This is a genomic window from Streptomyces manipurensis (genome assembly GCF_049570255.1).
GTDB lineage: Bacteria > Actinomycetota > Actinomycetes > Streptomycetales > Streptomycetaceae > Streptomyces > Streptomyces manipurensis.
In genome coordinates, this window is record NZ_CP186950.1 from 5,132,185 (window position 1) to 5,152,287 (window position 20,103).

16 protein-coding genes are annotated in these 20,103 nt (G+C 72.8%); 11 read left to right on the forward strand and 5 right to left on the reverse strand.

Going from position 1 to position 20,103, the window contains the following annotated elements; translation table 11 throughout:
• The first annotated feature begins 2 nt into the window (after positions 1–2).
• The 8 genes from ACPU2J_RS23865 (at position 3) to gatB (ending at position 10,234) form a co-directional block, all read left to right on the forward strand.
• Positions 3–692 carry an SDR family oxidoreductase gene (locus ACPU2J_RS23865; RefSeq protein ID WP_399815747.1) on the forward strand — a complete coding sequence of 230 codons (690 nt, stop codon included), beginning with the start codon at positions 3–5 and terminating at the stop codon, positions 690–692.
• On the forward strand, positions 689–1,672 hold the full coding sequence (locus ACPU2J_RS23870) for a methionine synthase (protein WP_420079530.1): 984 nt from the start codon (positions 689–691) through the stop codon (positions 1,670–1,672). Before ACPU2J_RS23865 ends, ACPU2J_RS23870 begins: the two co-directional genes overlap by 4 nt.
• Before the next feature lie 30 nt (positions 1,673–1,702).
• On the forward strand, positions 1,703–3,904 hold the full coding sequence (gene ligA, locus ACPU2J_RS23875) for an NAD-dependent DNA ligase LigA (protein ID WP_420079529.1): 2,202 nt from the start codon (positions 1,703–1,705) through the stop codon (positions 3,902–3,904).
• 389 nt (positions 3,905–4,293) lie between these two features.
• Entirely contained in the window at positions 4,294–6,474 is a 2,181-nt protein-coding gene (locus ACPU2J_RS23880) for a putative bifunctional diguanylate cyclase/phosphodiesterase (RefSeq protein WP_361594957.1), read from the forward strand.
• Between the two features lie 191 nt (positions 6,475–6,665).
• A complete protein-coding gene (gene gatC / locus ACPU2J_RS23885) occupies positions 6,666–6,962 on the forward strand; it encodes an Asp-tRNA(Asn)/Glu-tRNA(Gln) amidotransferase subunit GatC (protein WP_030030671.1) in 297 nt (98 codons plus the stop codon).
• A 5-nt stretch (positions 6,963–6,967) separates the two neighbouring features.
• Positions 6,968–8,461: an Asp-tRNA(Asn)/Glu-tRNA(Gln) amidotransferase subunit GatA gene (gatA, locus tag ACPU2J_RS23890; protein WP_423833956.1), complete on the forward strand. Its 1,494-nt coding sequence runs from the start codon at positions 6,968–6,970 to the stop codon at positions 8,459–8,461.
• Positions 8,458–8,703: a hypothetical protein gene (locus tag ACPU2J_RS23895; protein WP_420079528.1), complete on the forward strand. Its 246-nt coding sequence runs from the start codon at positions 8,458–8,460 to the stop codon at positions 8,701–8,703. The genes gatA and ACPU2J_RS23895 overlap by 4 nt, the downstream gene beginning before the upstream one ends.
• A 16-nt stretch (positions 8,704–8,719) precedes the next feature.
• Positions 8,720–10,234, forward strand: a complete 1,515-nt coding sequence (gene gatB, locus ACPU2J_RS23900) for an Asp-tRNA(Asn)/Glu-tRNA(Gln) amidotransferase subunit GatB (RefSeq protein WP_365079927.1) — start codon at positions 8,720–8,722, stop codon at positions 10,232–10,234.
• Between the two features lie 329 nt (positions 10,235–10,563).
• Here gatB and ACPU2J_RS23905 read toward each other — a convergent pair whose 3' ends face one another.
• The 3 genes from ACPU2J_RS23905 to ACPU2J_RS23915 form a co-directional block, all read right to left on the reverse strand.
• A complete protein-coding gene (locus tag ACPU2J_RS23905; RefSeq protein WP_423833957.1) occupies positions 10,564–11,922 on the reverse strand; it encodes a serine/threonine protein kinase in 1,359 nt (452 codons plus the stop codon).
• A gap of 138 nt (positions 11,923–12,060) precedes the next feature.
• Positions 12,061–12,660 (reverse strand): GNAT family N-acetyltransferase, encoded by a 600-nt coding sequence (locus tag ACPU2J_RS23910; protein ID WP_420079526.1) that lies wholly within the window; start codon positions 12,658–12,660, stop codon positions 12,061–12,063.
• Positions 12,657–14,723: a penicillin acylase family protein gene (locus ACPU2J_RS23915; protein ID WP_423835002.1), complete on the reverse strand. Its 2,067-nt coding sequence runs from the start codon at positions 14,721–14,723 to the stop codon at positions 12,657–12,659. The genes ACPU2J_RS23910 and ACPU2J_RS23915 overlap by 4 nt, the downstream gene beginning before the upstream one ends.
• Before the next feature lie 193 nt (positions 14,724–14,916).
• Between ACPU2J_RS23915 and ACPU2J_RS23920 the strand changes: the two genes are divergently transcribed.
• The gene (locus ACPU2J_RS23920) at positions 14,917–15,657 is read left to right on the forward strand and encodes a siderophore-interacting protein (protein WP_420079525.1); all 741 of its coding nucleotides are present in this window, start codon (positions 14,917–14,919) and stop codon (positions 15,655–15,657) included.
• Positions 15,658–15,726: 69 nt separating this feature from the next.
• Here the strand turns inward: ACPU2J_RS23920 and ACPU2J_RS23925 are convergent, their stop codons facing one another.
• Together ACPU2J_RS23925 and ACPU2J_RS23930 are read right to left on the reverse strand one after the other, a co-directional pair.
• Positions 15,727–16,239 carry a DinB family protein gene (locus ACPU2J_RS23925; RefSeq protein ID WP_423835003.1) on the reverse strand — a complete coding sequence of 171 codons (513 nt, stop codon included), beginning with the start codon at positions 16,237–16,239 and terminating at the stop codon, positions 15,727–15,729.
• A gap of 84 nt (positions 16,240–16,323) precedes the next feature.
• Complete coding sequence (locus tag ACPU2J_RS23930; RefSeq protein ID WP_399815864.1) at positions 16,324–17,136, reverse strand: GNAT family N-acetyltransferase; 813 nt, start codon at positions 17,134–17,136, stop codon at positions 16,324–16,326.
• Between the two features lie 61 nt (positions 17,137–17,197).
• Between ACPU2J_RS23930 and ACPU2J_RS23935 the strand changes: the two genes are divergently transcribed.
• Positions 17,198–17,608, forward strand: coding sequence for a signal peptidase I (locus ACPU2J_RS23935; protein WP_420079524.1), 411 nt, complete (start codon positions 17,198–17,200; stop codon positions 17,606–17,608).
• A 207-nt stretch (positions 17,609–17,815) separates the two neighbouring features.
• Positions 17,816–20,065, forward strand: a complete 2,250-nt coding sequence (locus ACPU2J_RS23940) for an MMPL family transporter (RefSeq protein WP_423833958.1) — start codon at positions 17,816–17,818, stop codon at positions 20,063–20,065.
• Positions 20,066–20,103 lie beyond the last annotated feature (38 nt).

The window sequence follows — 20,103 nt, forward strand, 5'->3', positions numbered from 1 at the left end:
GTATGGCTACTCACCTGATCACCGGTGCCGGTTCCGGCATCGGCGCCGCCGTCGCGGACCGCCTGCACGCCCGCGGCGACGACCTCGTCCTCCTCGCCCGCGACGCCGCCCGAGGCAAGCAGCTCGTCGAGCGCTACCCCGGCTCCCGGGCCCTCGTGGGCGACCTCTCCGATCCCGACCGGCTCTCCTGGGCCTTCTCCAAGCAGGCCGTCCCCGAGCGCATCGACTCGCTCCTGCACGTCGCCGGGATCGTGGACCTCGGACCGGTGGGCGAGCTGCGGCCCAGGACCTGGCACCAGCAGCTCAACGTGAACCTGATCGCCCCCGCCGAGGTGACCCGCCTGCTGCTGCCCACACTGCGCGCCTCCAGGGCCACCGTCGTCTTCGTCAACTCCGGCGCCGGCCTCAACGCCCACGCCGACTGGAGCGCGTACGCCGCCTCCAAGCACGGCCTGAAGGCCCTCGCCGACTCGCTGCGCGCCGAGGAGCGGGCCAACGGCGTCCGCGTCACCTCCGTCTACCCGGGCCGCACCGCCAGCCCCATGCAGGCCAAGGTGCACTCCCAGGAGGGCAAGGAGTACGACCCCGCCGCCTGGATCGACCCCGAGTCGGTGGCGACCACCATCGTCATGGCCGTCGACCTGCCCCGCGACGCCGAGGTCAACGACCTGACCGTCAGGCCGGGCCGATGAGCGCAGGCGCGACCGGCGTCGGCTCGCTGCCCGGCGGCGACGCCCGCGAGGCAGCCAAGACCGCGACCGGCTCCTTCGAGGACTTCCCGTACCTGCCCGAACTGCCGGCCCGCGGCCCCGGCGCCGACATGATCGGCCGCTCGACCGGACTGCTCGTCGACATGTACGCGCACGTGGAGCCCAGTGGCTGGCGGATCGGCGACCGGCCCGGGCGCGACACCCGCCGGGCCCGCTCCTGGCTCGGCGAGGACCTGGACGCCCTGGAGGAGTTCACGCAGGGCTACACCGGCAGGCTCAAGGTCCAGGCCGTCGGGCCGTGGACGCTGGCCGCCGCGCTGGAACTGCACGGCGGCGAGGCGATGCTGCAGGATGCCGGCGCCTGCCGGGACCTGGCCGGATCGCTCGCCGAGGGCCTGCGCGAGCACCTGGCGGACGTGCGCAAGCGCATCCCCGGCGCCGAGATCGTGCTCCAGCTCGACGAGCCGTCCCTGACGGCCGTGCTGCTCGGCCGGGTCCGCTCCGCGAGCGGCTACCGCACCTACCGGGCCGTGGACCGGCAGGTCGTCGAGGGCACGCTGCGCGAGGTGTTCGCCGTCCACGACGGCGAGGTGATCGTCCACTCCTGCGCGCCCGAGGTCCCCTTCGGACTGCTGCGCCGGGCCGGTGCCGCCGGAGTCTCGTTCGATTTCTCCCTGCTCACGGAGCGCGAGGACGACGCCATCGGGGAGGCCGTCGAAGCCGGCACGAAGCTCTTCGCCGGAGTGGTGCCGGGCACCGACGCCCCGTTGTCGGACCCGGGCGGTAGCGTCATGGGTGTCAGGAAGCTCTGGCGCAGGCTGGGACTGGCTCCGGGGACGCTCCCGGAGTCCGTCGTGGTCACCCCGTCGTGCGGTCTGGCGGGGGCCTCGCCCGCCTACGCGCGCGCGGTGCAGGCGCACTGCGTCAGGGCGGCGAGGTCGCTCGCCGACAACCCTGAGTGACGGACGAGACGGGTCACGGGAGGAAACGGCATGGCAGCCGAACAGCAGGACACGGCAGTACCGGCGGCGGTGCGTGAACAGCACCAGCTGCTGTCCGAACAGGTCGAGGAGCACCGCTTCCGGTACTACGTGAACGACCAGCCCGTCGTCAGCGACGCCGAGTTCGACCGGCTGCTGCGCTCCCTGGAGGCACTGGAGGAGCAGTACCCGGAGCTGCGCACGCCCGACTCGCCCACCCAGAAGGTGGCCGGGGCCTACGAGACGGACTTCGCCTCGGTCGAGCACCGGGAGCGGATGCTCTCCCTCGACAACGCCTTCGACGACGAGGAGCTGGCGGCCTGGGCCGAGCGCGTCGCCCGGGACGTGAACACCTCCGACTACCACTACCTCTGCGAGCTGAAGGTGGACGGCCTCGCCGTCAACCTCACCTACGAGAACGGCCGCCTGACCCGTGCGGCCACCCGCGGCGACGGCCGCACCGGTGAGGACATCACGCCCAACGTCCGCACCATCGCCGACATCCCGGACCGCCTGTCCGGGGAGCGGATCCCGGCCCTCGTCGAGATCCGCGGCGAGGTCTACTTCCCGATGGAGAAGTTCGAGGAGCTCAACGCGAGACTCGTCGAGGCCGAGGGCAAGCCCTTCGCCAACCCGCGCAACGCCGCCGCCGGTTCGCTGCGCCAGAAGGACCCCAAGGTCACGGCGAGCCGGCCGCTGCACATGGTCGTGCACGGCATCGGCGCCCGCGAGGGCTTCGAGATCGAGTACCAGTCACAGGCCTACGAGCTGCTGCGCGAGTGGGGCCTGCCCACCGCCCGGCACAACAAGGTGGTCTCCTCGCTCGCCGAGGTCCGGGCCTTCATCGCGGAGTTCGGCGAGAACCGCCACTCGGTGGAGCACGAGATCGACGGCGTCGTCGTCAAGCTCGACGAGATCGCCCTCCAGGGCCGCCTCGGCTCCACCGCCCGTGCCCCGCGCTGGGCCATCGCCTGGAAGTACGCTCCCGAAGAGGTCAACACCAAGCTGATCGACATCAAGGTCGGCGTGGGCCGCACCGGGCGCGTGACCCCGTACGCGCAGGTGGAGCCGGTGACGGTGGCGGGCTCCGAGGTCGAGTTCGCGACCCTGCACAACCAGGAGGTCGTCAAGGCCAAGGGCGTGCTCATCGGGGACACCGTGGTGCTGCGCAAGGCCGGCGACGTCATCCCCGAGATCCTCGGCCCCGTGGTGGACCTGCGCGACGGCACCGAGCGGGAGTTCGAGATGCCGGCCGTGTGCCCCGCCTGCGGGACGGTGCTGCGGCCCATGAAGGAAGGCGACATCGACGTCCGGTGCCCCAACGGCCAGACCTGCCCGGCCCAGTTGCGCGAGCGGATCTACTACCTCGCCGGCCGGCAGTGCCTGGACATCGAGAACTTCGGCATCGTCGCGGCGGCCGCGCTGACCGGCCCGCTGGAGCCGGCGCAGTCCCCCCTGCTGGACGAGGGCGACCTCTTCGACCTGACCATCGAGCAGCTGCTGCCCATCAAGGCCTACGTCCTGGACCAGGACAGCGGTCTGCCCAAGCGGGACCCGAAGACCGGCGAGGAGAAGATCGTCACCGTCTTCGCCAACCAGAAGGGCGAGCCGAAGAAGAACGCCCTGGCGATGCTGGAGAACATCGCCGCGGCGAAGACCCGCCCGCTCGCCCGCGTCATCAACGGCCTGTCCATCCGCCACGTAGGACCCGTCGCGGCCGAGGCCCTGGCCCGCGAGTTTCGTTCCATCGCGGCCATCGAGGCGGCCACCGAGGAGCAGCTGACCGCCACCGACGGGGTCGGCGCGATCATCGCGGCCTCCCTCAAGGAGTGGTTCGCGGTCGACTGGCACCAGGAGATCCTGCGCAAGTGGCGGGAGGCCGGGGTGCGGATGGAGGAGGAAGGTTCCGCCGAGGACGAGGGGCCGCGGCCGCTGGAAGGGCTGACCGTGGTCGTCACCGGCACTCTGCAGAGCCACACGCGCGACGGCGCCAAGGAGGCCCTGCAGAGCCGCGGCGCCAAGGTGACCGGATCCGTGTCGAAGAAGACCTCCTTCGTCGTGGTCGGCGACAACCCCGGTTCGAAGTACGACAAGGCCGTGCAGTTGAAGCTGCCCGTGCTCGACGACGCCGGATTCGCGGTGCTCCTGGAGAAGGGCCCGGACGCGGCACGGGAAGCCGCGCTCGCGGTGGACGGCGCGGCCGAAGAGGAGTAGTACCGACACGGGGGGATCCCCGAGGGGGAGTGGCGAAGGCGAACGGATGCGTGGCGTGCGGCCGTACGGGCGGGCGCACGCCAGGCGCGGCGGACGGTGGCAAACGGCCGGTACAAGGCTGGTGCCGCGCCGATGACCTGTCGGATCATCGGATGGGCGACGGGGGGTCCTGGTCCAAACTCACCCGTTCGGCGGATACCGTACTGATGAGGATGGCTGGGTCGCATTCGGGCAACCACTGCCGACCGCTGCCCCTGGGAGCCTCCCGCGGCCTACTGTTGAGGCGGTGCGCCCGTCGTGCGCGGCTGCAGGATGCGATCTCGGCCGTGGTGGCACGACATCGGGGCCACCGCGTGACATCGGCATCGCCGGCTGTGAGAGGTACGGGCATGAAACCCACCGAAAGCGCCGACCCGTCACCCGAATTCGGCGGGGAGCTCCCGTCCGTGCGGGCGGGCAGGTTCGGGCTGCTGGGTGCCAGGACACCGGAGACCCGGCCGGTCGACACCGGTGACGGCGGGCAGGGGCGGCGCGGAGTGCTGCCCTTCCTCGTCGTGGGCCTCGCGCTCGCCGTGCTCGTCACCGGCGTCGCGTCCGCGCTGAACGACCGTCAGGCGTTGTTCCCCGGAGGGGCGGTCGGCTGGGCCCTGGCCCTCCTCACCGGAATCATCGTCGGCCACCTGGTCGCGCTCGGCCGCGACCGCTGGTGGGGAGGCACCGGATCGGGCGCGGCGCTCACCCTCGGCGTCCTCATCCTCTACGGATGGGTGCCCGCCGGCCTGGTCTCGCTGGCGGTGGTCTCCCTCGTCGGGGCCGCGCGCCGGCACCGCTGGCGCCAGGGCCTGCTGCACGGATCCGTCGACATCCTCGGCATCGGAGCCGGGGCCCTCGTCCTCGCCGCCTTCGGCGAGACCCCCACCGTCGAAGCGCCGTGGCTGCCCACCACCTGGGGACTGGACGCCGTCCCCGAGATCGTCCTCGTGGCGGTCGCCTACCTGCTCGCCACCCGCGTCCTGCTGTGGATCGCGCTGGCCCCGCGCGGCGCCGGACTGCCCACCGTCGCCCGCACCGCCCTGCTCCGCCAGGCCTTAGTGGCGGTCGCGCTGCTCGGCATCGCACCCCTCATCGGCGTCGTCGCGATCACCCTGCCGGTCCTGCTGCCGCTGTTCGCCGTACCGCTCATCGCCCTGGACTCCACCCTGTGGATCGCCCGCGCCCGCGCCGAGGAACAGCTCCGCGACCCGCTCACCGGGCTGCCGAACCGCCAGTGGCTGCTGGAGCGGGCCTGGTCCGCCCTGGACGAGGCTGAACGTCTGGGCACCCGGGCCGCGCTCGTCCTCATCGACCTCGACCGCTTCCGGGCCGTCAACGACACCCTCGGCCACCTGGCCGGCGACCGGCTGCTGCTCCAGATCGCCGACCGGCTGCGACAGGCCCTCCCCGACGACGCGGAGGCCGCCCGGCTCGGCGGCGACGAGTTCGCCGTCCTGCTCCCCGTGGCCGACTCCACCACCAGCGCCCAGCGGATCGCCCGCCACCTCGTCGCCGAGCTCAGCTCCCCCCTCGACCTGGACGGCCTGACCCTCGTCCTGGAGGCCAGCGCCGGCCTCGCCGTCTTCCCCGACCACGCGCTCGACGCCGAGGGGCTGCTGCGGCGCGCGGACGTCGCCATGTACCAGGCGAAGCGGGACCGCACCGGCGTGGAGGTGTACGAGTCCAAGCGGGACAGCAACACCCCCGACCGCCTGGGCCTCCTCGGCGACCTCCGCCGGGCCCTGGACGCCGGCGAGGTGGAACTGCACTACCAGCCCAAGGTCCGCTTCGACGGGCAGGTCGCCGGGCTCGAGGCCCTGGTGCGCTGGGTGCATCCGGAACGCGGCCGGGTCCCCCCGGACGAGTTCATCGCGATCGCCGAGACCTCCGGGCTGATGCCCCACCTGACCGAGTACGTGCTGGAGACGGCGCTCGCCCAGGTGGCCCGCTGGCGGGCGCAGGGCCTGAAGGTCCCGGTCGCCGTCAACGTCTCCCCGCGCGACGTCCACACCCCCGGCTTCGCCGGCGCCGTGGCCGCACGGCTGGCCCGCCACGGGGTCCCGGCCAGCGGGCTGCAGCTGGAGATAACGGAACACGTCCTGCTGGAGGACCCCCAGCGGGCCGCGGACACCATGGCCGGCCTCACCGGGCACGGCGTGAAGATGTCCCTCGACGACTTCGGCACCGGCTACTCCTCCCTGGTCCACCTGCGCCGCCTGCCGGTCAGCGAGCTGAAGATCGACCGCTCTTTCGTGGGCCGGCTCGCGGTCGACACGCAGGACGCGGAGATCGTCCGCTGCACGGTGGACCTGGCGCACTCCCTCGGGCTGCTCGTCGTGGCGGAGGGCGTCGAGGACGACGAGACCTGGGAGCGCCTGCGGGACCTGGGCTGCGACGCCGTCCAGGGGTGGCTGGTCGCCGCCGCGATGCCGCCGCAGGAGGCCACCGCCTGGCTGCTGGCCCGCGGCGAGCGCGGCTGGCGGCGCCCGGCGGACATCACGGCGGAACTGGCCGCCGCGGAGGCCGACGCGGTCTGAACCGCCCGGCGGCGCGCCGCCCCGGCCCGTACCCCTCGGGCCGCCGGGCCCCGGCGGCCTCAGCGGCACGGGAAGGGCGCCGTCCGGCGGCCCGGCGGCGGCCCGGGCCAAACCGTTTCGCAGGCCGGGCACCGGGCCCCATAGGATTGAGCCCGAAACTACACATCCACCCACCCCCAGAGGATCGCTGCATGCCTGGCATTACGCGCGAGGAGGTCGTCCACCTCGCTCGGCTGGCGCGCCTTGAGCTGTCCAGCAACGAGCTGGATCACTTCGCCGGACAGCTCGACGACATCATCGGCGCGGTCGCCCGCGTCTCCGAGGTCGCCGACCAAGACGTCCCGCCGACCTCCCACCCGCTGCCGCTGACCAACGTCATGCGCGCGGACGAGGTCCGTCCGTCGCTCACCCCCGAGCAGGCGCTCTCCGGTGCTCCCGCCCAGGAGCAGCAGCGTTTCAAGGTGCCGCAGATCCTGGGGGAGGACTAACAGCCATGGTCGACATCATCAAGCTCACGGCCGCCGAGACCGCCGAGAAGATCGCCTCCGGCGAGCTGACGGCCGTCGAGGTGACCGAGGCCCACCTGGCCCGCATCGAAGCCACCGACGAGAAGGTCAACGCCTTCCTGTACGTGGACCGCGAGGGCGCCCTCGCCCAGGCCCGCGCCGTCGACGCCAAGCGCGAGGCCGGCGAGGAGCTCGGCCCGCTGGCCGGCGTGCCCCTCGCCCTGAAGGACATCTTCACCACCGTCGGGGTCCCGACCACCGTCGGCTCGAAGATCCTCGAAGGCTGGATCCCGCCCTACGACGCCACCCTGACGCGCAAGCTGAAGGACGCCGACGTCGTCATCCTCGGCAAGACCAACATGGACGAGTTCGCCATGGGGTCCTCCACCGAGAACAGCGCCTACGGGCCCACCGGCAACCCCTGGGACCTCACCCGGATCCCCGGCGGCTCCGGCGGCGGTTCCGCAGCGGCCCTCGCCGCCTTCCAGGCGCCCCTCGCGATCGGCACGGACACCGGCGGCTCCATCCGCCAGCCCGCCGCCGTCACCGGCACGGTCGGCGTCAAGCCCACGTACGGCGGTGTCTCCCGCTACGGCATGGTCGCCTTCTCCTCCTCCCTCGACCAGGGCGGCCCGTGCGCCCGTACGGTCCTGGACGCGGCCCTGCTGCACGAGGTGATCGCCGGCCACGACCCGCTCGACTCCACCTCCATCGACGCCCCGGTCCCGCCGGTCGTCGAGGCCGCCCGCAACGGCTCCGTCGCCGGCATGCGCGTCGGTGTGGTCAAGCAGTTCGCCGGCGAGGGCTACCAGGCCGGTGTCGTCCAGCGCTTCAACGAGTCGGTGGAGCTCCTCAAGGAGCTCGGCGCCGAGATCGTCGAGCTGGACTGCCCCTCCTTCGACCTCGCGATGGCCGCGTACTACCTGATCGCGCCCTCCGAGTGCTCGTCGAACCTCGCCCGTTTCGACGCCATGCGCTACGGCCTGCGCGTCGGTGACGACGGCACCAAGTCCGCCGAGGACGTCACGGCCCTCACCCGCGAAGCCGGCTTCGGCGACGAGGTCAAGCGCCGCATCATCCTCGGTACGTACGCGCTCAGCTCCGGCTACTACAACGCGTACTACGGCTCCGCCCAGAAGGTCCGCACGCTCATCAGCAAGGACTTCGAGAAGTCCTTCGAGCAGGTCGACGTCATCGTCTCCCCGACGACGCCGACCACCGCCTTCCCGATCGGTGAGCGCACCGACGACCCGCTGGCGATGTACCTCGCGGACCTGTGCACCATCCCGACCAACCTGGCCGGCAACTCCGCCATGTCGCTGCCCTGCGGCCTGGCCCCGGAGGACGGTCTCCCGGTCGGACTGCAGATCATCGCCCCGGCGATGAAGGACGACCGGCTCTACAAGGTCGGTGCCGCCGTCGAGGCCGCCTTCGTCGCGCGCTGGGGTCACCCGCTGCTCGAGGAGGCTCCGTCGCTGTGAGTTCCAGTGCACTGTCCAAGGCCAAGGGCTTCAAGAAGTCCAAGACCGGCACCTACCTGTCGATCGGTACCACCGCCTTCGGCGCCATCAGCGTGATCAAGCAGGTCAAGAAGGCCCGCAGCGAGAACGACGTGCTGAAGCTGGTCGACGCCGCCGTGTCCGCCGCCGCCATCGTCACCGGTCTCGCGATCCTGTACCGCGAGCTGAAGCGCCTCGGCGACGACGACGTCCTGCTGGGCTGAGAGGGAAAGTTTCACCGTGACCACCTTCACCGAACTGCTGTCGTACGAGGACGCCCTGGCGTCGTACGACCCCGTCATGGGCCTGGAGGTCCATGTCGAGCTCGGCACCAGGACCAAGATGTTCTGCGGCTGCTCGACCGAGCTCGGCGCCGAGCCGAACTCGCAGACCTGCCCCACCTGCCTCGGCCTGCCCGGCTCCCTCCCGGTCGTCAACGCGATCGGCGTCGAGTCCGCCATCAAGATCGGCCTCGCGCTGAACTGCGAGATCGCCGAGTGGTGCCGCTTCGCCCGGAAGAACTACTTCTATCCGGACATGCCGAAGAACTTCCAGACCTCCCAGTACGACGAGCCCATCGCCTTCAACGGCTACCTCGACGTGCAGCTGGAGGACGGCGAGGTCTTCCGCGTGGAGATCGAGCGCGCCCACATGGAGGAGGACACCGGCAAGTCGCTGCACGTCGGCGGCGCCACCGGCCGTATCCACGGCGCGTCCCACTCCCTGCTGGACTACAACCGCGCCGGCATCCCGCTCATCGAGATCGTCACCAAGCCCATCGAGGGCGCGGGCGAGCGGGCCCCCGAGGTCGCCAAGGCGTACGTCGCCGAGCTGCGCGAGGTCATCAAGGCCCTCGGCGTCTCCGAGGCCCGCATGGACAAGGGCCAGATGCGCTGCGACGTGAACCTGTCGCTGCGCCCGAACGGCACCGAGAAGTTCGGCACCCGCTCGGAGACGAAGAACGTCAACTCGCTGCGCTCCGTCGAGCGCGCGGCGCGCTTCGAGATCCAGCGGCACGCGGCCGTGCTGTCCTCCGGCGGCTCGATCGTGCAGGAGACCCGGCACTTCCACGAGGAGGACGGCTCCACCACGGCCGGCCGCATCAAGGACAACGCCGAGGACTACCGCTACTTCCCGGAGCCCGACCTGGTCCCCGTGGCCCCGGCCCGCACCTGGGTCGAGGAGCTGCGCGGCGGTCTGCCCGAGATGCCGCGCGTGCGCCGCAACCGGCTCCGCGAGGAGTGGGGCGTCAGCGAGCACGACATGCAGTCGATCCTCAACGCCGGCGCCGTGGACTCCATCGTCGCCACCATCGAGGCCGGCGCCGACTCGGCCGCCGCGCGCAAGTGGTGGATGGGCGAGCTGGCCCGCAACGCCAACGAGCAGGGCGTCGTCGTCGACGAGCTGCCGATCACCCCGGCGCAGGTCGCCCGGGTCGCGGCCCTCGTCGCGGCCGGCGACCTGAACGACAAGCTGGCCCGTCAGGTGATCGAGGGCGTCCTCGCCGGCGAGGGCACCCCCGACGAGGTCGTCGACAAGCGCGGCCTGAAGGTCGTCTCGGACGAGGGCGCGCTCGGCGCGGCCGTGGACGAGGCCATCGCGGGCAACGCGGCGATCGCCGACAAGATCCGCGGCGGCAAGGTCGCCGCGGTCGGCGCCCTGGTCGGCGCGGTCATGAAGACCACCCGCGGCCAGGCCGACGCGGCGCGCGTCAAGGAGCTCATCCTGGAGAAGCTGGGCGTGACCGAGGGCTGACCCGCCCCCGGCCGCCGTACGGGCCCCGCACCACCCCGGTGGTGCGGGGCTCCGTCGTCTCCCGCACACTGGACGGCCGGGGCGGGGGGCCGCGTACCGCAGGGGACACGAGCGACGGGGGTGGCCGGTGGAGATCGGAGCGGTGCTCATCGCGGTGACGGGCGTGTTGGGGACCCTCGGGGCGGCGCTGCTGACCCAGCGCGGCGCCGAGGACGCCGACCGGGAACTCCTCGACGCGGCGAAGGCCGCTCACCGCGACGCCTACTCCCAGGCGCAGATGATCGCCCCGGACGCGGTGCTGTCGCGCGCGATGACCGTGCACCGGGCCGTCAACGAGGGCTCGGGGTCTCCCGCGCTCCCCTCGTGTGACGGTCAGCGCTTGAGCACGGGGGCCGCGAGGACCGCGTTGCCGTCGTCCTTGCACCCCTGCTCCACCTTGATGCGCAGCCGCAGGGCCCCTCTGATGTCAGGGACTCGGTGACCGGCTTGCCCAGGTGGACCGACTCGGAGAACAGGGCGGGCCGGTCGTCCACGGAGATGGTCACGCGGGCCTGTTCCATGGTGGAGCCGTCGTCGACCCCGGCGGTGAACTCCAGCGTGGACCAGGCGCGGTTCACGTCGTACTCGACCGCGGCACCGTAGTAGCAGCTGCCGAGCAGCGCCGATCCGTACTCCTTCGTGTTCAGCTTGGCGGAGCCGACCTCGAAGTTGTCGACCCGGCCCACGGAGGACAGCACGGTCAGGTCGGCCACGTTGCTGTCCTTGACCTCGCCCGGGGCGTGCGGGCCGGAGGCGGAGGTCTCCGGGGTCGCGGAGGCCCCGGGCGTGGTCCCGGCCGTCTCCCCGGGCTCCGACGCCGTGGGTTCCGAGGGGCCGGGGGACTGCGGGGCCGCGTCCCGTAACGAGGCGGCCCGCGGGACGGAGCCGGAGGTGGTCGTCGAGACCACCGCGCGGCGGACGTTCTTCATCCACCCCGCCAGGTTCACCGGCCGCTCCGCGGGATCCTCCGCGCAGACCGCGGTGATCCGCGCACGCTCCTCGGCGTCCAGCAGGGCGAACTGCGGCAGGGCCGCCATCGCCCGGGCCGGCTGCTGAGCGGAGGGCGGCGGCGACTCACCGCTGAGCAGGAAGTAGGCGATCGCCCCGAAGGCGTAGCTGTCGGTGCCCGGGGTGCGCAGGCCGTCGAAGACCTCGGGGGCGGCGTACCCCGGGGTGAACCACACCTCGACCGTCCGGTGGTCCGCCGTCAGCTTGCTGAGGCCGAAGTCCATTAGCGTGGCCTGGCCGTGCGCGTCGACCATCACGTTGCCGGGGGAGAGGTCGCCGTGGACCACCTGGCGTCCCGAGGGGGTGGCCCTGCCCGAGTGCAGCCAGTCCAGCACGTCGGCCAGCTGTTCCAGCGTGCGCATGACCTCGCGCCGTTCGGCGGGCGTGGCCAGGGTGAGTTCGGCCCGCCAGTCCCGGAGGTCGAGCCCGTCCACGTGGTTCATGACCAGGACGAGCGCCCGGCCGCTCAGGGTCCCGGACTCGCCGGGCCGGTGGACGAACCTGAGCAGCTCGGCCTGCTCGTTCCACTTCCGGCTGAGGCGGTCGAAGATCTCGGGCGTGACGGTCGTCCTGGAGTCGAGCACCTTCACGACGACCGGCTCGGAGCCGCCGGCCAGCTGTAACTCCGAGAGGTAGAGCACGGCCTCCCCTCCGTGTCCGATGTCACACGGCAATCGGAATCGAGGATCTGCGCGGGGGCGCGGGCCGGGCGGGCGGTCCGTGCGACCCGCCCGCCGAACGCCGCCCGGCCCGCTCCCATGGCGCTTCCTCGCGCTTCCTCAGCGCTCCCGCGGAGCGTCGAGGAACGCGAGCCGGGCCCGCTTGGCCGGGATGTGGATCTCCGGCAGGTCGATCTCGGGGAGTTCCACCTCCGGGCCGAGGACGAAGCCGGTGCGCTCCAGGCGGGCGATGGCCTTCTCGTTGCGGGCGTCGGGTTCCGCGACCACGCGCCGGACGGCGGGATCGGCGAACACGAAGGCGAGGAAGGCCGTCATCAGGCTCGCGCTGAAACCGGGCTGCGGGGCGCCCTCGGCGGGGCCGATCAGCAGGTGCACGCCGATGTCGCCGGGCAGCACGTCGTAGCACTCGCAGACGCGGTCCTCGGCGCAGTCGTACGTCTGGAACAGGGCGACCGGAACGCCGTCGCGGCGGACGAGGAACGCGTGGTGCGTGGTGCGGCGGTCCACGTCCTCGTAGATCTCCTGCACCAGTTCGCGGCCGGCACCGGCCATCCCCCAGAACCGCGCCCGCTCCTGCGTCACCCAGCCGTGGATCAGGGCGGAGTCGGCGGCCGGGTCCACCGGCGTGATGGTGACGCTGCCGAAGCCCTCGACGACGTGGGTGTGGACGGGCCGTCCGGCCGGGGCGACGGAGGTCATGACGACTCCTTGGTGAGGCGGGCCCAGTCGGTGACGACGGGGACGAGTTCGCACCGGGCCCACAGGGGGAGCTGGTCGCGGTGATGGGGGGTGCCGGTGACGCCGTCCGCGCCGAGCGGGACCGCCCAGAGGCTGTCCTCGCGGCGGGCCAGGTCCCAGACGTACCGGGCGGCCGACGCGCGGGCGGTGAGGTCCGTGAAGCCGGGGACGGAGGAGGTGGCGTTCACGCAGTCGTGGTCGCCGCCCAGGCCCGGCCACTGCGGCGCGTCCGGGTCGGGAAGGGCCTGCCAGGGGGTCAGCCGGTGCACCTGCGACCAGGCGGTGTCGGGGCCGTCCGCCGCGGCGGTCTCCTCCAGCGCGGCGCGCACGTGCGCGGCGCGGTCCAGCTCGGGCACCAGGGAGCTGGTGAGCAGCCCTTCGAGGGCGTAGCCGATCTTCGGGACCAGGTAGAGCCAGGGGTGGAACACCTCCGGGCCGGGGGGCGCTCCCCACAGCTCGGCGAAGACGGGGTCGGCGGCGAGCCGGCGCACGGTCGCGGTCCGGAAGGCCGCGAACACGGTGGCGTCGGTGCTGTCGGCCTCCATCCGCCGGTCCCAGGCCAGCAGGCGCGTCCGCAGCGCCTGCGCGGCCGGGGTCAGGTCCGCGAAGCCGGGCAGCAGGGCGAGCAGGGGCTCGGCCGAGGCCAGGCGGGTGTCCCGGTGGACGTCGGCCATCGCCTTCGGGGACCAGTCCGCGGAGCCGCTGAGCAGTTCCCGGATGCGGTCGGCGCGGTGCGGCGGCGCGAACTCCACGCCGAGCGGGGAGGCGATCCCGCGGGCGTTCGCCATGACGGCGAAGCCCTGTACGGGCTCGGCCGGCGTCGGAGCCCAGCCCTGCCAGGCGTACTGCGGGTCCCAGGCGGGCACCGGGCGCAGCCGGTTGGCGGTGTGGCGCAGGGGTACGGCCCCGGCGACGCGGTGCAGCAGCCCGCCCTGCGTGTCGGCGGCGTGGACCACGTTGACCGGCTCCGCCCAGCCGTCGAGGGCGCGGTCGATGTCGGCGACGGTGCGGGCCCGCAGGAGGGCGGGGAGCACGGCGAAGCCGAGGTCGCGGCGGACGCGGGGCGGGTAGCGCAGGGAGAGGGTCTGCGCGCTGCCGTCGGCGCGGTCCGCGGCGCCGGCCGCGGCGTCCGCGCCGAGGTCGCCGTCCGCGTGGACGATCACGGGTCCGCGGGCGGTCTCCAGGACCTCGATCTCGACCTCGTCGCCGCCGGCCACAACGATCGTCTCGGTGTGCTGCGCGACGGGCTCCCACAGGCCGTCCGGGCCGAGGGCCTCGACGGTGCCGGACGGGCCGCGCCGCAGCTGTTCGACGTACAGGTCCTGGTAGTCGGACATGGCGTTGGTGATGGCCCAGGCGGCGCTGCCGGTGTGCCCGAAGTGGGCGAGGCCGGGGACGCCGGGGACGGCGAGGCCCAGCACGTCGTACTCCGGGCAGGACAGCCGGATCTGCTGGTAGACGCCGGGATCCTCGATGAAGCGGTGCGGGTCGCCCGCGATGATCGCCGCACCGCTGGTCGTGCGGTCGCCCGGCACCATCCAGCCGTTGCTGCCGGCGATGCGGGGTCCGTCGGTGGCGAAGAGGGTCTGCGCGCTCTCGCCGAGGGCGCGGGCCACGCGCTCGCGCCACAGCTTGGTGGGGAAGCCGGCGAAGAGGATGTGCGTGGCGACCCAGATCGCCAGCGGCACCCACGGCTCCCAGGGGGTGGGGGTGAGACCGGTGCGGGCGAAGCGCTCGTCGCGGGCGGCGCCCGCCGCGAGGCCCTCGTTGACGCCGTCCACGTACGCGCGCACCCAGGCGGCGGTGGCGGGGTCGTCGGCCTCCATCGACTCGAAGCAGAGGCGGGCGGTGTCCGCGAGGCGGCACTGGCGGGCGAAGCGGTCCCAGGTGACGGACTCGGCGCCGAGGAAGGAGGCGCTGGAGCCCTCGGCGCGGTGCCGCTCGACCTCCAGCTGCCAGGCGCGATCGCGGGCGGTGACCCGGCCCTGGGCGCGGACCAGCCGCAGCTCGTCCTCCGCGCGCACGTGGGGGATGCCCCAGGGGTCGCGGAAGACGCCGTAGGATTCCGGGGGCTGCGCGTGGGGGCCGCCTTCGGCGTCCGCGTACGGCTCCGGGTCGCTTCCGCTGCTCACACTGCTCACGCTGCTCACACTCTCCCCGATGGCGCATTAGGTTAGGCTGACCTAACTATAAGAGGTGTCAGGGGAGGGGTCGTACATGGCTGTCGGCAAGGGCTGGGAGGGCGTGGTCCTCAAGCTCCTTCGGGGCAAGGACTTCACGTTCACGGTGACCGGGGCGGAAGACGTCACGGACCACTACCGCCGGGTGTACTTCACGGACGGCGGACTGCTGGCGGCGGCCGGCGGATCGCTGCACCCGACGATGTGGGTGCGCGTCTGGTTCCAGAACGCCGGCAAGCCCCACCAGCGGGCCTACACCCTCGTCGACCCGGACCCCGAAGCGGGCACCTTCTGCTTCGAGTTCGCCCTGCACGACGGCGCCGCCAGCGCCTGGGCGCGCACGGCCGCACCGGGCGACACCATCGAGGCCACCGTCCAGGGCACCGGCTTCACCGCCCCCGCGCCCGCCCCCGAACGCCTCCTGGTCATCGGCGACCCCGCCTCCCTGCCGGCGGTCAACTCGCTGCTCGACTCCTTCCCGGAGACCCCGGCGACCATCTGGTTCGAGACCCAGCACGCCTCCGACGCGGAGCTGCCGGTGCGCCTGGACGCCGAACGGCACGACATCCGCCGCGTGGAGCGCGCCGGCACCGCCCTCGCCGACCGGGTCCGGCAGGAGCTCCCGGAACTGGTCGGCCCGGACCCGGAGGCGGCCTACGTCTGGCTGGCCTGCGACACCGCGACGACGCGGAACCTGACGGCCTGGCTCCGCAAGGACCTCGGCCTGCCCAAGCAGCGGGTCAACGCCCTGGGCTACTGGCGGCCGGACGCCGCCTGAGGCCCCCGTCCGGCGCCGCGGCAGCGGCCGCGGTCCCGCCCGGCGGGGCCGCGGTGCCCCGGCGCGGCCTCAGGCGCCGGTGGCGCCGTCGATCGCCTCGCGCAGCAGGTCCGCGTGGCCGTTGTGCCGCGCGTACTCGTGGATGAGGTGCAGCATGACCAGGCGCAGCGAGACCTCCTCCTTCCAGCTCGGCACGTAGGCGGTCACCTCCAGCGACTCGGCGGCGGCCTCGACGCGCCGGGCGTGCGCGACCTCCTCCTGCCAGGCGCCGAAGGCCTCGGCCCGGGTGGCCCCGGAGGCGTCGTAGGCGGCCTGGAAGTCACGGGTGTCCGACCACAGGTGCGGGACCTCCTCGCCGCCCATGACCCGCCGGAACCACTGGCGTTCCACCTCGCCCATGTGCCGCACCAGCCCCAGCAGGGACAGGGCGGACGGCGGCGTCGAGGTGCGCCGCAGCTGCTCGTCGTCCAGGCCCTCGCACTTCCAGGCCAGGGTGGCCCGGTGGTAGTCGAGGTAGGCGCGGAGGGTCTCGCGTTCGTTGCCGGTGAGGGGCGGGCCGGTGCGTTCCATGCCGATGATCATGCCGCCCGTACCGCGCGGGCGGAACCCCGCGGCCGCGACTCCGCGGGCCGCGGCCCGGCGGGGACCGGTGCGCACCGCGGCCCGTTACGGACGGGCCGTCTCCGCGGGCAGCGTCCGGATGTACGGCACCGTCACCCCCAGCACCCCGAAGCCCAGCCGCTCCAGGATCGGCCGGCTCTCGTCGGAGGCGTCCACCTGGAGATAGGGGATCCCGAGCTCCGCCGCGATGCGGGCCCGGTGCGCGACCAGCAGGCGGTAGATCCCCCTGCCCCGCCACCCCGGCACCGTGCCGCCGCCCCACAGGCCCGCGAACCCGGCCCCCGGACGCATCTCCATCCGGGCCGCGCTGACCGGCACGCCGTCCGCCATCGCGACCACCGCGGCGATCGTCTCCGGCTCGTTGCGCAGCAGGTCCAGCAGCGCCGCGCGGATCCGCGGCCGTTCCGTCCCGAAGGCCTTCGCATGGACCTCCATCATCAGGTCCACCCCCGCCTCGTCCGTCACGGTGCGCAGGGTGACCCCCTCCGGGGGCTCCACCGGCAACCGGGCCAGGTCGCCGGTCCGCCCCACCATCAGGGTCTCGGGCGGCTCCGGCACGAAGCCCGCCGCCCGCAGCCGGTCCCCGAGATCCGCGGGCCGGTCGTAGTCGTACGTCTTCCATTCGAACTCCGCGCAGCCGGTCCCGGAGAAGAACGCCACCTGGGCCGCGATCTCCGCGTCCGCGCTCTCCTCGTCGAGGTCCGACCACAGCACCCCGTTCCACCCGTCCCCGGGCACGCTCTGCCGGACGACCCGGCCCGCCCGCTCCACCGTGGCCCGGGTGCCGTCGGGCCGCGCGCCCTCGCGCACCTCGGCGTCGTACCGGGCGCGCACCTTCAGCAGTTCATCGAGATCCATCGTCATCGGGCCAGCCCACCAGTGTCCGGACCGTCCGCACAACTGCATTAGCCTCACCTCCGTGAACGACGACCTCACCATCCACACCGGCAAGGCCGGGCCCGACGCCGCCGCTGACCGCGGCTGGCTCCTCGGCCACTTCAAGGACCCCTCGGACCCCCGCCACAGCGAGGACGTGGAGATCAAGTGGGGTGTCCACCCGAAGGGCGACGCGCGGGAGCGCTGGGCGACCGCGGAGAAGCGCGTCGCGCTGCTGGTCCTCATCAGCGGCCGCTTCCGGCTGGAGTTCCCGGGCCGGACCGTCGTCCTGGAGGAGCAGGGCGACTACGTGCTGTGGGGCCGCGGGGTGGACCACTCCTGGTACGCCGAGGAGGACGCGGTCGTCCTCACCGTCCGCTGGCCCTCCATCCCCGGCTACCGGGTGGACGAGCCGGAGGAGCGGGCCGACGGGACGGAACCCGCCTCGGTCTGACGCTCCCGCACCTTCCCGGCGGCCCTGTGACACTGCACACGAAACGGGCCGACGATCACCGAATGCTGGGATCGTGGAGGTGCAGACCATCTGGGCCGGACGACGGGGCGACCCCCCGGGCCTTCGGCCGGGCCTTCACGAGTTCACGCGTTCTTTGCGACGGGCTGTCTCCCGGTAAAGATCCGAACCCACCAGGGAGCACGTCCGTTGGCAGTATTCGCACGGTGGTGCATGCGTCACCGTCTCCTCGCCGTGCTGATCTGGCTGCTCGCCCTCGGCGGGACCGCGACGGCGGCACTCACCGCCGGAGCGGCGTTCTCCAACGACTACGAGGTCCCCGGCACCGAGTCCGGCAGGGCCAACGACCTCCTGCGCGAAGGCTTCCACGGCCAGGGCGGCGACACCGACACCATCGTGTGGCGGGCCCCGGACGGGCAGAGCGTGCGCGCCCCCGACATCGAGCAGCGCATGACCCGCGCGCTCGACGCCGTCGCCCAGCTCCCCGGCGTCGGATCGGTCGCCGGACCCTACGGAGCGGGCCCCCAGGGGGCCGCGCAGATCAGCCCCGACGGGCGGACCGCCTATGCGGTGGTGACCTTCGACAAGCCGGCCGACGCCGTCCCCAAGGCCCAGGCCAAGGCCGTCGTCGACACCGCGAAGAACGACCGGACGGAGACCGGCGGACTCCAGGTCGAGCTCGGCGGGCGCGCCATCCAGCTCACCGAGGCCCCCACCGCGCACCTCGCCGAGGTCATCGGCGTGGCCGTCGCCGCGCTGGTCCTCTTCCTCGCCTTCGGCTCGCTCGCGGCCAGCCTCATGCCCATCGCCACCGCCCTGGTCAGCGTGGGCACCGCCTACTTCGGCATCACGCTCCTCGGACACGCGATGCCCGTCGCCGACTTCGCACCGATGCTCGGCACCCTCATCGGCCTCGGTGTCGGCATCGACTACGCGCTGTTCATCGTCACCCGGCACCGCAAGGGTCTCGCGCGCGGCCTCCCGGTGGAGGAGGCTGCCGTCAACGCCGTCGCCACCACCGGCCGCGCCGTCGTCTTCGCCGGGGCGACCGTCTGCATCGCCCTGCTGGGCATGCTCGTGCTCCGGCTGAACTTCCTCAACGGCGTGGCGATCGCGGCGTCCGTGACGGTGGTCCTCACCGTCGCCGCCTCGGTCTCCCTGCTGCCCGCGCTCCTCTCCTACACGGGGATGCGCGCCCTCTCCGGCCGCGAACGGCGCCGGCTGGCCGCCGAGGGTCCGCAGCCCGAGCAGTCCTCCGGATTCGCCGTCCGCTGGTCCGCCTTCGTGGAACGCCACCCCAAGCTCCTCGGGGCCTTCGCCACCCTCGTCATGGTGGTCCTCGCCCTGCCCACGTTCTCCCTCCACCTGGGCACCTCCGACCAGGGCAACAACCCGGTCACCAGCACCACCCGGCAGGCCTACGACCTGCTCGCCGAGGGCTTCGGCCCCGGCACCAACGGCCCGCTCGCCGTCGTCGCCCGGCTCGACGACGCAGGCGACCGGTTCGCCGTGGACCGGCTCGGCGACGCACTGCGCACCACGAAGGGCGTCGCCTCCGTCGGCCCCGCCGTCGTCAACCGCAGCGGCGACACCGCCGTGCTGACCGTCGTACCGGAATCCGCCCCGCAGTCCCGGGCCACCAGCGACCTCGTCGACACCCTGCGCCAGGAGGTCGTCCCGCGCGCCGTGCAGGGCAACTCCATGGAGGTCCGCGTCGGCGGGGTGACGGCCGCCTACGACGACTTCGCCGAGGTCATCGTCGGGAAGCTGCCGCTCTTCGTCGCCGTGGTCGTCGCGCTGGGCTGCGTCCTGCTCCTGCTCGCCTTCCGGTCCATCGGCATACCGCTGAAGGCGGCGGCCATGAACGTCGCCGCCGTCGCGTCCTCCTTCGGCGTCGTCGTCGCGATCTTCCAGTGGGGCTGGGGCAGCGAACCCCTGGGCCTGGGCAGCGCGGGCCCCATCGAACCCTTCCTGCCCGTGATCATGGTCTCGGTCCTCTTCGGCCTGTCGATGGACTACCAGGTCTTCCTCGTCAGCCGGATGTACGAGGAGTGGCTGGAGACCGGCGACAACCGGCGGGCCGTCCGCGTCGGTCTCGCCGAGACCAGCCGGGTCATCAACTCGGCCGCCGTCATCATGATCTCCGTCTTCCTGGCCTTCGTGCTCAGCGGCGACCGGATCATCGCGATGTTCGGCATCGCCCTCGCCGCGGCCGTGGCCCTCGACGCCTTCGTGCTGCGCACCCTGCTCGTCCCGGCCCTGATGCACATGCTCGGCGGCGCGAACTGGTGGCTGCCCGCCTGGCTCGACCGGCTGCTCCCCAGGATCAGCATCGAGCCGCCGGACCACGCCCCGCGTGCGACACTTCCCGCACAGCGGTCCGGCACGGTCTCCGACACCGGTGAGGACGAGGCCGAGCCCGCCACCGCCTCCCGGTGATCCGGCGATCCGCCGCACGAGACCCAAGGAAGAAGCCG